This is a genomic window from Mycobacterium sp. PSTR-4-N, from assembly GCF_022348085.1.
GTDB lineage: Bacteria > Actinomycetota > Actinomycetes > Mycobacteriales > Mycobacteriaceae > Mycobacterium.
This window is the reverse complement of record NZ_JAKRFN010000017.1, coordinates 75995-90029: the sequence shown is the minus strand read 5'-3', so window position 1 is coordinate 90029 and position 14035 is coordinate 75995. Positions and strand designations below refer to the sequence as shown.

General features: G+C 69.1%; 12 protein-coding genes and 1 pseudogene. 4 read left to right on the top strand and 9 right to left on the bottom strand.

All coding sequences use genetic code 11. The annotated features are described in order from the left end of the window. Nucleotides 1-124: 124 nt before the first annotated feature. Genes MHN84_RS20930 through MHN84_RS20915 form a run of 4 tightly spaced genes read right to left on the bottom strand, consistent with a single transcriptional unit; the run spans nucleotide 125 to nucleotide 4516 of the window. Nucleotides 125-1270: an alkaline phosphatase family protein gene (locus MHN84_RS20930; RefSeq protein WP_241206423.1), complete on the bottom strand. Its 1146-nt coding sequence runs from the start codon at nucleotides 1268-1270 to the stop codon at nucleotides 125-127. Nucleotides 1271-1272: 2 nt separating this feature from the next. Next, nucleotides 1273-1713 (bottom strand): response regulator, encoded by a 441-nt coding sequence (locus MHN84_RS20925; RefSeq protein ID WP_046364196.1) that lies wholly within the window; start codon nucleotides 1711-1713, stop codon nucleotides 1273-1275. After that, nucleotides 1710-3335, bottom strand: a complete 1626-nt coding sequence (locus MHN84_RS20920; protein ID WP_241206422.1) for a CHASE3 domain-containing protein — start codon at nucleotides 3333-3335, stop codon at nucleotides 1710-1712. The genes MHN84_RS20925 and MHN84_RS20920 overlap by 4 nt, the downstream gene beginning before the upstream one ends. Then, nucleotides 3332-4516, bottom strand: a complete 1185-nt coding sequence (locus MHN84_RS20915) for a PP2C family protein-serine/threonine phosphatase (RefSeq protein ID WP_241206478.1) — start codon at nucleotides 4514-4516, stop codon at nucleotides 3332-3334. The genes MHN84_RS20920 and MHN84_RS20915 overlap by 4 nt, the downstream gene beginning before the upstream one ends. A 261-nt stretch (nucleotides 4517-4777) precedes the next feature. On the opposite strand from MHN84_RS20915, the gene MHN84_RS20910 reads away from it, so the two are divergent. The 3 genes from MHN84_RS20910 (at nucleotide 4778) to MHN84_RS20900 (ending at nucleotide 7055) form a co-directional block, all read left to right on the top strand. Further along, on the top strand, nucleotides 4778-5992 hold the full coding sequence (locus MHN84_RS20910) for an acyltransferase (RefSeq protein WP_241206421.1): 1215 nt from the start codon (nucleotides 4778-4780) through the stop codon (nucleotides 5990-5992). Nucleotides 5993-6055: 63 nt separating this feature from the next. Beyond that, nucleotides 6056-6745 carry an Rv0518 family GDSL lipase gene (locus tag MHN84_RS20905; RefSeq protein ID WP_241206420.1) on the top strand — a complete coding sequence of 230 codons (690 nt, stop codon included), beginning with the start codon at nucleotides 6056-6058 and terminating at the stop codon, nucleotides 6743-6745. A 19-nt stretch (nucleotides 6746-6764) separates the two neighbouring features. Further along, nucleotides 6765-7055, top strand: a complete 291-nt coding sequence (locus MHN84_RS20900; protein WP_241206419.1) for a Dabb family protein — start codon at nucleotides 6765-6767, stop codon at nucleotides 7053-7055. Here the strand turns inward: MHN84_RS20900 and MHN84_RS20895 are convergent. Next, nucleotides 7052-7787: pseudogene (locus MHN84_RS20895) on the bottom strand (glutamine amidotransferase). The gene MHN84_RS20900 and the pseudogene MHN84_RS20895 overlap by 4 nt on opposite strands. 35 nt (nucleotides 7788-7822) lie before the next feature. On the opposite strand from MHN84_RS20895, the gene MHN84_RS20890 reads away from it, so the two are divergent. Continuing rightward, nucleotides 7823-8593 (top strand): O-succinylbenzoate-CoA synthase, encoded by a 771-nt coding sequence (locus MHN84_RS20890; protein ID WP_241206418.1) that lies wholly within the window; start codon nucleotides 7823-7825, stop codon nucleotides 8591-8593. A gap of 10 nt (nucleotides 8594-8603) precedes the next feature. Here MHN84_RS20890 and aceA read toward each other — a convergent pair whose 3' ends face one another. Genes aceA through MHN84_RS20870 form a run of 4 tightly spaced genes read right to left on the bottom strand, consistent with a single transcriptional unit; the run spans nucleotide 8604 to nucleotide 14026 of the window. After that, on the bottom strand, nucleotides 8604-10892 hold the full coding sequence (aceA, locus tag MHN84_RS20885; protein ID WP_241206417.1) for an isocitrate lyase ICL2: 2289 nt from the start codon (nucleotides 10890-10892) through the stop codon (nucleotides 8604-8606). Between the two features lie 36 nt (nucleotides 10893-10928). Next, nucleotides 10929-11567, bottom strand: a complete 639-nt coding sequence (upp, locus tag MHN84_RS20880) for a uracil phosphoribosyltransferase (protein ID WP_241206477.1) — start codon at nucleotides 11565-11567, stop codon at nucleotides 10929-10931. 3 nt (nucleotides 11568-11570) lie between these two features. After that, nucleotides 11571-12794 carry a DUF1688 family protein gene (locus MHN84_RS20875; protein ID WP_241206416.1) on the bottom strand — a complete coding sequence of 408 codons (1224 nt, stop codon included), beginning with the start codon at nucleotides 12792-12794 and terminating at the stop codon, nucleotides 11571-11573. After that, a complete protein-coding gene (locus MHN84_RS20870; protein WP_241206415.1) occupies nucleotides 12791-14026 on the bottom strand; it encodes a GTP cyclohydrolase II in 1236 nt (411 codons plus the stop codon). Before MHN84_RS20870 ends, MHN84_RS20875 begins: the two co-directional genes overlap by 4 nt. Nucleotides 14027-14035: the final 9 nt, after the last annotated feature.

Here is a 14035-nt window from a genome sequence, read left to right as displayed (position 1 = left end):
AAATGTGTGACAGCGGGCACATTACAGCTTCATCTCGCGGAATAATCACGAAAATCGCTGCTGCAGAATCTGTTTCAGAGCCGGCGCAACGACGCGAAAGGTGCTGTTGCACAACAGGAATCGATCACCCTCGGGCGATCAACAGCGGAATCCGCTGTTCGGCCGAGGTGAAGGAGCCGTGCTGACCGATCAACGACGATTCCACCGGCTCGACTGTGCGGCGCACCACACCGGAGGTGCCCCGTGCGGCGACCACCACATCACCGATGCGAGCCGTGGCCTCCTCGGTGACCCGCTCCCCGAACCAGCCCGCCGCGACTGCCTCCTCACGACCGACCACCCAGGCCCGCTCACCGAGCACCTCTCGCCAGGCGGCCAGCACATCGTCGCGAGCGCCGCGTTCGACGTAGACATGACGTGCGCGCACCTCGCCGCCGATCGCTGCCACCCCGTCGTGCAGCACCGGTTGGGAGTCGGCGTCCACGACGTCGGCGCCCAGACCCACCATGCCGTGATCGGCCACCACAGCCAGCAGACCGCCCGCGGGCAGGGCCTCGACGATCGACTCCACCAGGCGATCCACCTGACGCAGCTGCCACCGCCACGCCGGGCTCCCCGGACCGTGCAGGTGACCGACCAGGTCGAGGTCGGCGTGGTAGGCGTAGCAGAATCCGCGGTCGGCGAGCGTCGTGCTGACCGCCGCGACCAGGTCGCCGATCGCGTGCACTCCGACATAGCTGCCGCCACGCAGCGCCGCCCGTGTCAGACCGGAATACGCGAACTCGGCACCGGAGATCACCCGCACCGACACCCCCGTCGACGCGGCGCGTTCGAACGTCGTCGCCCGCGGCTGCACGTACTCGGGCACCACCCGCTCCCGCAGATCGTCGCCCCAGGGGTGCGGCCGCCAGCGCAGCGCGTTGATGACACCCACGTCCGGCAGCCGGAAGGTCATGCCGACCACGCCGTGCTCCCCGGACCGGCAGCCCGTCCCCACCGCAGCGAGGCCGGCCGCCGTCGTCGCCGGGTATCCCGCGGTCAAGGTCGGCCCCCGCAGCGTCGCCAGAAACGGTGCGTCGTCGAGATGGGCGTCGAGAAGATCCGCACCGAGCCCGTCCACCAACAGCAGGCACGCGCCTGCCGTCTCGCCGACGCCGCCGAAACTGCCGGCGATGCGGGGGGCGAACCCTTCCACCCCCATCGCCGCCAGCAGCGACGGCGCCACGTCGGCGAGATGGGGTGCCTGTGGGTCGGGCCGGGGCAGATTCACCTCTAGGAGTGGGGGAGTCGGACCACCTGGACGAAGAACTCATCGATCTGGCGCACCGCATTCATGAACTGGTCGAGGTCCACGGGCTTGGTCACATACGCGTTGGCGTGCAGTTTGTAGCTGCGCAGGATGTCCTCCTCGGCCGAGGAGGTGGTCAGCACCACGACCGGGATGTGGTTGAGCTCGGGGTCGCTCTTGATGGTCTCCAAGAGCTGGCGCCCGTCGTACTTGGGGAGGTTCAGATCGAGCAACACCAGGTCCGGCCGCGGCGCGCCTTCGTATTTGCCCCGCCGATACAGGAAGTCGAGGCCTTCCTCGCCGTCGTGCGCGACGTGCAGATTGTTCTTGATCTTGTTGTGCTCGAACGCTTCCCGGGTGATCAACTCGTCTCCCGGATCGTCCTCGATGAGCAGCACGTCGATGGCTCGTTCAGCGGGGGTCATGACGACGATCCTTCCATCAGGGGTGGCGCGGCATCGGAGACCGCCTCGGTTACTGCGGCATCGGAACGGGCCACGTCGTCGGAATCAGTGCTGGGAAGCGTGAACCGGAAGCGGGTGCCGTCGGTGTACTCGTTGTCGATCCAGATCGTCCCGCCGTGGTGTTCGACGATCTTCTTGCACAATGCCAGACCGATGCCGGTTCCGGTGTAGGCATCGCGGCCGTGCAACCGCTGGAAGATCACGAACACCTTCTCCGAGAACTCCGCCGCGATCCCGATCCCGTTGTCGCTGACCGAGAACGACCACTGGCCCGGCTCTGCGGCAGCGCACTCGATCACGACCCGCGGCGTGACGCCCTCGCGGCGGAACTTCACGGCGTTGCCGACGAGGTTCTGCCACAGCATGGTCAGCAGGGTCGGGTCACCGCTGATCGTCGGAAGCCCCTCGGCCGGCCGCTCGATCTGCGCGCCCGTCTCCTCGATCGCGGTCGACACGTTGGCCAGCGCGGTATCGAGCACCGTGTCGAGATCCACCGCGGTCTCGGTGGCGTTGAGACGGCCCACCCGGGAGAACGTCAGCAGGTCGTTGATCAAAATCTGCATGCGTTTGGCGCCGTCGACGGCGAACCCGATGTATTCGGTGCCGCGTTCGTCGAGCTTGTCGCCGTAGCGCTTCTCCAGCAACTGGCAGAACGACGCGACCTTGCGCAGCGGCTCCTGCAGGTCGTGAGACGCCACGTACGCGAACTGCTCCAGCTCGGCGTTCGAGCGGCGCAAGTCCTCGGCCTGCTCGTCGAGCGCCTCGGTCGCAGCTCTGGACGCCTCGAGTTCCTCGACGATCCGCTGGCGCATGTTGTCGACGTCGATCGCGATCAGCCGGATGTCGCGCGGCCCCTGCGGCACGATCTTCTCACCGAAATTCCCCCCGGCGATCCGCCTGCACGCTTCCGCCAGCTGTCGCAGCGGTCGCACCAGGGCGCGCCGAAGCAGCAGCGCCAGCGCGACCATCGTCACCAGAAATGCGACGAGCACGGCGAGCAGCACGCCGTTGCGCCACGTGCTGATGGATTCGAGTTCGGCGATGCCGTCGCTGCGCGCCTGGGCGAGACGGGCGTTCTGCTCATCGAAGAGCGCGCGCAACCGATCGAACTCCGACTTGCCGACCTCGGTGAGCGCGGGGGAGATCGCATTGCGCACCCCGGGCTGCACCGCCGCGATGGCCGGTTCTGCATAGCTGTCGCGCCACGAGCCGGCCGCCTGCTCGATCGCGTCGAGATCGGCGAGCAGATCGGGTCGCTTCTGCTCGAACTGGCGCAGGTCCGCTGAAGCCCTCGATTCCGTCTCCCGCCCGGTGTCGTACGGCGCCAGGAACTGGGGGTCCGAGGAGATCACGTATCCGCGGACCGCGGTCTCCTGATCGCGCAGCGCGGCCTGCAACTGGTAGGCGGCCACCCGGGCCGGTCCCACGTTGTTGGTGAGCTGGCCGGACACCCGGTCGGTGCGGTCGAGCAGCAGTGCCGTGGTGACGGCACCGGCGAGCACGACCACCGCCATGATGGACAGCACCAGGTACTGCCACCCTTCCACGGTCAGGGCACGTACCCCGCGCTGGTCGGGGCTCATCGCGCCGCCCTCTCCGATGTCCTCTCGACCCGCACCACGGCGATGTCGTCGGCGATTCCACCGTGCGACTGCGCACGCTGCTCGACCGCGTCGATCAGCGCATCGACGAACTGCGGTCCGGGCAGGTGTGCCAGCGAACGGGCCACGTCGAGCAGGCCATCCTCACCGAGTCGCTCGTTGCCCTCGCCGATGTGACCCTCGAACAGGCCGTCGGTGATCAACACCAATCCCTTCCCCGGCGGTAGTTCCATCGGATGCGGGGTCCAGTCGCCGAGGTGCAATCCGAGCGCGGGCCCGCCGATCGGCTCCACCCACTCGACCGTGCCGCCACCGTGCAGCAGCATGCCGGGGTGGCCGGCGCGCACCGCGGTCAGCGCCGAGCCGTCCAGTGGGACGGCGAGGCTCAACACGGTGGCGAAGGTGCCCCGGCCTGCCCGTTCAGCCCGCAGGATGCGCTCGAGTTGGTGCATGCGCTCGGCGCCGCGCAACCCGGCGAAGGTGAGCGCCCGCCAGGCGATCCGCAACGCCACGCCGAGCGCCGCTTCGTCGGGACCGTGTCCGGCGACGTCCCCGATCATCACGTGCACAGTCCGGTCCGGGGTCTGGACGATGTCGAAGAAGTCCCCGCCGAGCAGCGCATTCCGCCGGCTCGGACGGTACTGGGTGACGATGCTGACCCCGGGGTCGTCGAGCAGCAGCGGCGAGGGCAGCAGCCCGCGCTCCAGCCGGGCGTTCTCTCTCTCCCGGGACCGGGTGGCGTGCAGATCGACGGCGGTCAACTCGGCGCGCTTGCGCTCGATGGCGTAGAGCACGGCCCGCCGCAGAGTCTCCGGGTCCACCCTGCCCTTGACCAGATAATCCTGTGCGCCGGAGGCGACGGCCGCCGACGCGACATGCTCGTCGTTGAGACCGGTCAGCACCACGACGGGCACCGTGGCGTCCCGGGCGGCGATGCGCGCGAGCCCGGCGACCCCCTCGGTGTCGCGCAGGTGCAGGTCCAACAGCACACAGTCCGGCCGCGCCCCGTCGATCGCCTGCTCGGCCTCGGCCATCGATTCGGCCCACACCACATGCATGTCGACGCCGGCGTCGGCGATCAGTTCTTCGACGAGGATGGCGTCGCCGCGGTCATCCTCGACGAGGAGGACCCGCAGCGGCCCCCCGTCACCCGGGACAGTCATCGGACCCGGGACATCTGCGTACGACTGGTCACGCACGCTGGCATCTTCGCTTGTCAATTTCGAAGACATTACCCGCGTGTTCGCTGGGAGCCCGAACCCGGCGTCGGCGGCGTTGCGTGAGCCCGGCACCCAGGGTGCGCTGGTAACCTCCGACCGGTCGCCGGCGTCTACGCCTCCGGGGAGGCGACCTGTCGAACAGCCCCGAGGTTCGATGCCGTCGGCACTGCTGTGAGGTTGTCGAGTTGGATCGTCGAGATCGAAATGAGTCGTGTGCGCACCGGTGAGATCAGGGCCCTGTCGGGGCTGCGCATCGTGGCCGCGCTGTGGGTGGTGCTCTTCCACTTCCGGCCGCTGCTGGCCGAGGCGTCCCCCGGGGTGCGTAGCGCGCTGGCGCCGATCCTGAACGCCGGCGCCCAGGGTGTCGACCTGTTCTTCATCCTCAGCGGATTCGTCCTGACGTGGAACTATCTCGACCGGATGGGGGAGTCCTGGTCGACGCGCGCCACGCTGCGATTTCTGTGGCTGCGGCTCGCCCGCGTGTGGCCGGTGTACCTGGTGACCATGCACCTGGCCGCGGCGTTCGCGGTGTTCACCCTCTACGTGGGACGGTTCCCCCTCCCGCCGGATGTCATCGCATCGCTGAACGCGTTGAGTTGGCTCAAACAGGTCTTCCTGGTGCAGTTGTGGTTCCAGCCGTTCTTCGACGGTTCGAGCTGGGACGGCCCGGCCTGGTCGATCAGCGCCGAGTGGCTGGCGTATCTGCTGTTCGGCGGGCTGGTCCTGGTGGTGTTTCGCGTCGCGTCGGTGACCCGCGCCCGCGGGTTGATGTGGCTGGCGGTCGCGGCCGCCCTGGCGCCCACGCTGCTGCTGCTCGCCCACGGCGTGTTCTACACCCCGTGGAGCTGGTTGCCGCGCATCATCATGCAGTTCACGGCCGGGGCGCTGGCCTGTGCGGCGGTGCGGCGGCTGCAGCTCTCCGACCGTGGCCGCCACGCCGCGGGCCTCGCGGCGCTCGGTCTCGGTGTCGCGATCATCGGCGGCCTCTACGTTCTGGACGCGTATCCGCCCCAGGACATGCTCGATGCCGGCGGGCTGATCGACGTGCTCTTCGTCCCGCTGGTGATCACCTTGTCCATCGGCGCCGGCACGCTGCCCGCGGTCCTGTCGACGTCCGTGATGGTCTACCTGGGTCACATCTCGTTCGGGCTGTACATGATCCACGAGATCGTGCACACGATGTGGAACTGGGCGGTCCAGCAGTTCGCGATCACGCTGGTCCCCAGCTGGTCGGCGAAGTTCACCGTGCTCGGTCTGGTGCTGCTGTCCGGATTGCTGGCCGCGCTGCTCTACCACGTCGTCGAGGAGCCCGCACGCCGCTGGATGCGCCGCATGCTCGACCCCCGCACGCCGCCGGCCAGACGCTCGTCCGAGCCGCCGCAGGGTCGGCTGCAACCGGTCGCCGCGCGGGCGGGATGAGGTGAGTGTGATGCTCGGCGAGTCGGCGCGCCGGCCCGCCCGGCGCGACCCTAGGCTGGTCCAGTGAGTCGTGTTCTGACGTGGATCCTCGCTGCCGCCTTGCTGTTCGGCGCCTTCACTGCGCCCGCACCGACGGTCACCCATCGCCAGGTACGCGTCCTCGATTTCGCCGTGAACAGGGTGGCGGTGGTCGGCGACTCCTACACCACGGGAAGCGATCAGGGTGGCAACGGTCCGCAGGGCTGGGCTCCGCAGGTGTGGCAGGCGCTGAGCAACCACGGCATCCCCGTCACGCCCACGGTCGCCGCGGAGGGCGGCGCCGGCTACTGCACGCGCGGCAACCACGGCAGCGTGTTCGAAGACCTCACGGTCCGCGCGGTCAAACCCAACGACACCCTGGTGGTGTTCTACGGGTCGCGCAACGACATGAAGGTCGAACCGACGCGGCTGTCGATCGCGATGTACGGCACACTCAGCCTGGCCCGCCAGATCGCGCGCTCGGCGAAGATGCTGGTCATCGGGCCGCCCTGGCCGACGGCCGATCCGCCGCCGGAGATCCTGCGGATCCGCGACATCCTGAGTTACCAGGCCCAGCTCGCCGGGGCGACGTTCGTCGACCCGATCGCCGCCCGCTGGTTCGTCGGCCGGCCCGACCTCATCGGGGCCGACGGCGTGCACCCCACCGACGCCGGCCACACCTACATGGCGGACAAGATCGCGCCACTGATCGGCACGCAGCTCGCGCCCTACTGAGAGCTGTTACGGTGCCCGGGTGATCCGCAACGTGGTGCTCGCCAAGCTCAAAGACGGCTACGACGCCGCCGAACTCGCGCAGATCCAGCAGGGGCTCCGGGATCTGAACTGCCCCGGCACCGTGGCGTACTCGGTGGGCTCGGATGCGGGTCTGCGCGAGGGCAATTGGGACTTCGTCATCGTCGCCGACTTCGCCGACGTGGAGTCCTACCGCGGATACGACGCCGACGCCGAGCACAACGCGCTGCGGGCCCGGCTGGCCCCGATGGTCGAGCAGATCGCGCGGGCCCAGATGGAACTGTCTGCCTAACGGGCGTAGCGCTGCGCGAACGCGCGCAGGATCGCCATCGGGTGGGTCACCGAGCGGCGGCGGGCGGCCGCCTTGAGCGTCTCGGCGTCCTCGGGGGCGAAGTAGCCGTGGTTCTTGTAGGCATCGATGCGCGTGCACAACCCGTCGACGTCGAGCTCCGGATGGAACTGCGTCGCATAGACGTTGGCGCCCACCCGGAATGCCTGGACAGGGCAGTCGGCGGAGCGGGCGAGCAGGGCCACGCGGTCCGGCAGCACCGAGGCCGCCTCCTTGTGCCCGCCGAACGCGTCGAAGGTGTCCGGAAGACCGGCGAAGAGGGTATCGGTGCGACCCTCGTCGGTCAGCTCGATGGTCAGCGGCCCGACCGGCTCGCTGTGTGAGCGGTCGATGCGCGCCGATCGCCGCGCCGAGCACGCCGATTCCATAGCAACAGCCGAGGAACGGGAAGTCCGCGGCGAGGACGGCGGACACCAGGTCGGCCAGTTCGGCCTCGACGCGTTGCTGTACCGGGGATTTCGTGGCGGGGTCGTCGCTGACGGTGAAGGGGCCGCCGCCGAGGATGATGCCGGACCAGTCCGCCAGATCCAAGCCGCCGAGCGAGTGATCGAGGAGGCCGATGCGGTGCAGGCGCTGCCCGTCGAGTCCGGCGAATCGCATGACCGCCGCGTACTCGTCGGCGGCCGCGTCGTCCTCGCCACGGATCGACAACAGCAGGAACGGGGCACCGGCCACCGGTCCAGCGTAAACACGGGCTAGCTTGTCGGTCAGTGAGAACTCTGATCGATCTGGACGACGCCCCCGTGTTCGCGATCCCCGCGGCCGGCGGCCCGCGCTACGGGGTGCTGGTGGAGGGCCCGCAGGGGTGGGGTGAATTCAGCCCGCCGCCGGATGCCTCCGACGAGCTGGCGGCACGCTGGCTGACCGCGGCGATGGAGCCGAGCACCGTGGGCTGGCCCGACGCCCTTCGCGGCCGGGTCCGAGTCGGTGCCGACCGCCCGCTCGTCGCTGTCGAGAGCGTCGATGCGGCCGTCGCACGGATCCGCGGCGTTGCGGGTCTCGACGTGGCGCATCTCGTGAACTGCAGTGCCGAGCAGGCGGCGCAGGTGCGACGCCACGTCGACGTCCCGGTCGCCGTCGACGCCGAGGTGCTCGGCGCAGATCCCCGGTGCGCCGACGTGGTCGTGCTGCGGTCCGGACCCCTCGGCGGGGTGCGACGCGCGATGCGGCGCGCCGAGCGGCTCGAGATGCCGGCACTGGTGGCGTTCAGTGGCACCACCAGCATCGGGCTGGCCGCCGATGTCGCACTCGCCGCCGCGCTACCCGACCTGCCCTACGCGTGCGGGCCGGCGCCGGAGTGGCTGCGCGACGGTGACGTCGTGTCGAGCGCACGGTCGCTGGTGCCGTCCGACGGGTACCTGCCCGCCGCTCCGATGCCCGCCGGCCCCGACGCGAGCCGCCTGGACCAGTTCCGCGTCACCGACGCGGCCGTGATCGCGCGGTGGCGCGACCTGCTGCGCCGCGCCGCCGCGCTGCTGTAGGGCGTGACCCTCAGTCCTGCTTGGCGATCAGCCGGGTCAGCGCCTCGCGGTCGGGGTTGAGCAGCTCGTCGATCCGCGGCTGGTTCACATCGGCGACGATGATCTCGCCGACCTCCTGGTAGACGTCGCTGAAGATGCCGTGGCTCTTCATCTTCTCGGTCTGATAGATGTTGTCCTCGGTGGGCGTCACGTAGTACACGATCTCGGCCTTGAAGCGGTGGATCAGCCACAGGTGGATCACGTCCATCAACCGCTTCTGCCGCAGCTTCTCGGCGAAGGTGTTCTGGTCGCGCACGGTCAGGATGCTGCGGCCGTGCCGGTCCTTGATCGGATCGACGACCACGTTGGCCAGCGGCTCTTCTCCGTCACCGAGGATCTGCAGATCGAGCACATCCGAGCCGGCCCGCCGCGGCCGCAGCCGCACGCGCAGCTTCTCCGGCAGCTTGTTGTGCTCGCTCCACAGCGCCAGCCAGTCCTCGAGCAGTTTCTTGGGCACTTCGGTCTGCACCAGGTGCTGATGTTGCGTGGACCCCTTGCCCATCGACTTCGTCGTCGCCGTCCGTCCTGACGACGCCGCCAGCGCGGCATCCGAGCGCGGGCCGCCGACGAGCGTTTGCGGTGTGCGATAAGGAGATTCGACGAGCCGCATCTTGCGTTGCAACCGGGCCAGCGCCAGCATGCCCTCCTGGCGCAGCGAGGTCGCGAACTCCTCGGACGCCACACCGTCGACCTGGTGGCCGCCGTAGGTGATGAAGTTGAAGACGAACCCCATCTTCCCGATCTCCTCGGGGAACGCGCGCATCTCCTCATCGGTCATGCCGGTGGTGTCCCAGTTGAACGACGGGGAGAGGTTGTAGGCGAGCATCTTGTCCGGATAGACCGCGTGGATGGCGTCGGCGAACTGTTTGGCGTCGGCCAGGTCGGCGGTCTTGGTCTCCATCCACAGGATGTCGGCGAAGGGGGCTGCGGCCAACGACTTCGCGATCGCGTACGGAATGCCGCCGCGCACCTGGTAATACCCTTCGGGCGTCTTGGCGCGCTCGCAGTCCCACGCCGCGTCGGCGCCGAGTTCTTTGGCCTTCTCCCGGGCGACGTAGAGCGGCGCACGTTCGGCGAACGAGCGCCACTGAGTGGCGCTCATCGCCGCCGACTCGCCCTCGCGCTCCCGGAACTCCAGCAGGTCGGCCACCGCGCCGGCGTAGGTGTCGAGGCCCGCGTCGTCCTGCCAGGCGTCGACGAAACGTGACTCGACCTTGTCGAACGCAGCGTCCAGGGACTGCTCGGCACCGTCCTGCCACGCCGCCGCGGTCTGGTCGATCAGCTCCAGCACGCCGTGGCGGCCCAGCCACGCCTCGGCGGTGGCGTACTCGCCGTCGGGCAGCGCGTAGAGCAGGTGGCCGTTCAGCTCGGTCACGCCCTTGTCGTAGAAGCGGCGCACCATCGCCAGGAAGCAGGACTTGTAGGACGGGATCTTGAGGTTGGTGACGCCGAGCAGGAACGGCTGGTCACGTTCGTCGGCACGGCTGTCGATCAGGTTGGCCGCCTCGGCGTCGGTGCGCGCCACGATGATGCCCGGTACCCGCATGATGTCGAGCTGGAACCGGGCGGTGTTGAGCCGCTTGATCTGCTCGTCCGAGGGCACCAGCACCTTGCCGCCCTGGTGGCCGCACTTCTTCGTGCCGGGACGCTGGTCCTCGATGTGGTAGCCGGGCACCCCGTTCTCCACGAAGCGACGAATCAGGTTGCGCACGTGGGGATCTCCGCCGTGACCCGTGTCGGCGTCGGCGATGATGAACGGCCGGTAGTCGTACTGGGGCGTGGCCGCGAGTTGTTCCGGGGTCATCTGCAGCCGCAGGTACTGCTGATTGCGGTCGGCGGTCAGCAGCGCGCGCACGATGCCGGCGGCCTCCTCGGGCACCTGGCTGAGCGGATAGCTGGCCAGGTCCGGCCCCGGATCCTCGCTGATCGACCCCTTCGCCGACGTGGCCCAGCCGCCGAGGTAGATGCCCTCGATGCCCATCCGCTTCATCACCACGGCCTGGCCGGGGGAGTAGGGCCCGAACGTCGTGATGCTCTTGCCCTGGGCGAACAGCTCGCGCAGGTGGGGGTAGAACGCGGTGGCGGCCTCGCGCGCCACCGGATAGTCAGCGGGAATCGTTCCGCGCTGCTCGGCGACCTGACGTGCGGTGTAGAGGCGGATGATGCCCTCGAAACGGGGGCTGTCGAAATAGCGCTGGGTGTCGACGACATCGCGCTCGAACGGGGTCTGCGGCGCGAGGTCAGCTTCGGTGATGGCCATGACCCACCCTAGAGCGGGGGTCGAGCGCACGGGGAGTTATTTGGTGCCGAAGATGCGGTCGCCGACGTCGCCGAGGCCCGGCAGGATGTAGCCGTTGCCGTCGAGTTCCCGATCGATGGCGGCGGTGAAGATCGGCACCTCGGGGTGCGCCTGCGTCATGGCCGCGATTCCTTCCGGGCAGGTGACCAGGCAGACGAACTTCACCGATTTGGGGTTGAGCTCGCGCACACGCTCGACCGCGGCGGCCGCCGAGTGTCCGGTGGCCAACAGGGGGTCGAGCACCACCACGTCTCGCTCGGCGAGGTCGCCGGGCACCTTGAAGTAATACTCCACGGTCACTTGGGATCTCGGCTCACGGTAGAGCCCGATGTGGCCGACCCGAGCCGACGGCACCGCGTCGAGCATGCCGTCGAGGATGCCGGTGCCCGCCCGCAGCACCGAGACGAACACCACCTTCTTGCCGTCGATGACCTTGCCGGTGGTGGTCTCCATCGGGGTGTCCACCTCGACTTCGTGCACGGCGAGGTCGCGCAGCACCTCGTAGGCCATCAAGGCCGAGACCTCGCGCACCAGACGGCGGAACGTGTTGGTCGACGCGTCGCGGCGGCGCATGAGGGTGATCTTGTGCTGGACCAGGGGGTGATCGACCAGATGCACCATCGAACCAGAAGACATCATCTAGAACACCGTCCCGTCACTGACCACGGTCAACGGCGGGAGCCCGCCGCGTAACCGCTGCGCCGATTCCCGCCCGGCCGCCCACGTGCCCCCTTCGAGGACGCACGCCAACGGCATCGCCACCTCGTCGACTCCGAGACGCGCACGAACCAACGGTGCGATCTCGTCGAGCAGGGCCACGGTCAGCCCGCGCCACTCGACCACGAGTTCGTCGCCCGGCGTCCAGGATCGGTCGGCGACCGCGGGATCTCGCAGCCGCAGCACCCCGCCGTCGAGCAGCAGCCCGCCGTTGCGGTACTCGGGCAGCCCGGTCAGCGCGTCGATTCCGGTGACCGTCACCCCGGCCCATTGCAGCGGCTCGATCAGTGAATAGGTGAGCCACTGCGAGAGTTTGTGCAGCGGCAGCCAACCCGCGGTCACCCCGGGGCCGTCCACCGCGTCGTGACGCCAGCAGTCGCCCAGCGGTTCGGTGCCGATCACGTTGTCCGACGGCCAGATTCGTGACAGCGAGGTGAGCAGCAGGACCAGTAGGTCATGGGCGTTCACAGTGCCCGAGGATGCCGACGACGCGTCGAACAGTCCGCCCGGTCTGCCGTGCGGACCGAACACCCGTGGGTGGTCGGCGAGTGCGGTACCGAGGTTGCGCATGAGCTGAACCCGGCCCGCGAGACCGACGAGTGGATTGCCGGACGAGACCTGCAGAACGGCGGCGAGGTCATCGTCGGTCAGGGCCCGTAGCGCGGCGGCGTCGACCTGCAGCGGGCGGTCCGGGTCGCTGGAGAACGCGCCCTCGACGAAGCCGTGCCAGCTGGCCACCGCCAGACCCTCCGAGCGGCGATAGCGCACGCCGTTCTCGACGAACCCCCAGTCCGCGCCGGCCCCGGCGTCGAGCAGCACGCTGACCACGGTGAGGTCGATCATCGCCCGAGCGCGGTCGCCGGGGGACACGTCGTCGAGCGCGGCGACGAGCGAGGCGGTGCGGTCGACGCCGCCGACGGTGAAGTGCCGCCACCGGCTGTGGGGCGGGATGTCCAGATCCGGGAACCGGGTGCGGGTCAGTGCCGCGACGTCGTCGGCGACCCGGTGGAGAGCGTCGTCGTCGACAGCGAACCAGGGGGAATCACCGGACCGGGCGCGGTCGAGCAGCGATGCCGACCGCGTCCGCACCGCCGCTGTGGTGCGCAGCACCTCCACGGCCTCGGCGGCGTGGTCCGTGGCCGTCACCCCTGCAGCCCCCTGCCTTTGACCTGCTTCAGTTCTTCGGCGTCGGGAACCTCACCGGGCGTGTAGTAGCCGGCGGCCATCTTGGCGTCGATCTCAACGCGCGCATCGGCGGGAATCAGCTCGTCGGGGATCGAGACACGTTCGCCCACTTCGATACCTGCGCCGGTGATCGCGTCGTACTTCATGTTGCTCATCGACACCAGCCGGTGGATCTTCCTCACGCCGAGCCAGTGCAGAACGTCGGGCATCAGCTCCTGGAAACGCATGTCCTGCACGCCCGCAACGCATTCGGTGCGGGTGAAGTACTGGTCTGCGGTGTCACCACCGGCTTGCCGTTTCCGCGCGTTGTACACCAGGAACTTGGTCACCTCGCCGAGCGCGCGACCCTCCTTGCGCGAGTACGCGACCAGTCCGACCCCGCCCCGCTGGGCGCCCATGATGCACTCCTCGATCGCGTGGGTCAGATAGGGCCGGCAGGTGCAGATGTCGGAGCCGAAGACGTCCGAACCGTTGCACTCGTCGTGCACCCGCGCGGTGAGCTCGACGGACGAGTCGGCCAGATGCGCCGGATCGCCGAAGATGTAGACCGTCTGCCCGCCGATCGGGGGCAGGAACACCTCGAGGTCCGGACGCGTCACCAGCTCGGGATACATACCGCCGGTCTCTTCGAAAAGCACACGGCGCAAATCGTTCTCGCTGCAGCCGAAGCGTGCGGCGACACCGGGCAGGTGCCACACCGGTTCGACGGCGGCCTTGGTGACCTGGGCCGCGCCCGTGTCGAGCAGGATGCGACCGTCGGGGACCAGTCGGCCTTTCGCCATCGCGTCGGCGACCTCGGGCAGGATCACCTGCGCCTTGGTCACCGCGATCGTCGGCCGGATGTCGATCCCGGCCGCGATCTGATCCGCGAACGCCTCGGTGACCATCGCGCCCCAGGGGTCGAGACTGACGATCGTGGTCGGGTCGGTCCACTGCGGGAACGGACCGATCCGGTCGGTGGGCGCCGTGTCTGTCAGATCGGCCCGGTGATCGGGGGAGAGTTGGCCCGCCGCGACGGCCAGCGCCCGGTAGACGCCATACGCGCCGCTGTGCGCGCCGATCACATTGCGGTGCGCGCGGGCGGTGGTCCCGACGATCGGACCGCGCTCGGCGGCCGTCGGCGCGCCCCAGTGGAGAGCGGGCGCGTCGGTGCCACCGCTGTGCGACGTCAGTCGGACGTGTCCGGTGGGCATCGGTGTCCT

Coding starts and splice junctions, on each gene's coding strand:
- MHN84_RS20925 (WP_046364196.1), bottom strand. CDS start 1,713: ATGACCCCCGCTGAACGAGCCATCGACGTGCTGCTCATCGAGGACGAT.
- MHN84_RS20920 (WP_241206422.1), bottom strand. CDS start 3,335: ATGAGCCCCGACCAGCGCGGGGTACGTGCCCTGACCGTGGAAGGGTGG.
- MHN84_RS20915 (WP_241206478.1), bottom strand. CDS start 4,516: ATGACTGTCCCGGGTGACGGGGGGCCGCTGCGGGTCCTCCTCGTCGAG.
- MHN84_RS20910 (WP_241206421.1), top strand. CDS start 4,778: ATGAGTCGTGTGCGCACCGGTGAGATCAGGGCCCTGTCGGGGCTGCGC.
- aceA (WP_241206417.1), bottom strand. CDS start 10,892: ATGGCCATCACCGAAGCTGACCTCGCGCCGCAGACCCCGTTCGAGCGC.
- upp (WP_241206477.1), bottom strand. CDS start 11,567: ATGTCTTCTGGTTCGATGGTGCATCTGGTCGATCACCCCCTGGTCCAG.
- MHN84_RS20870 (WP_241206415.1), bottom strand. CDS start 14,026: ATGCCCACCGGACACGTCCGACTGACGTCGCACAGCGGTGGCACCGAC.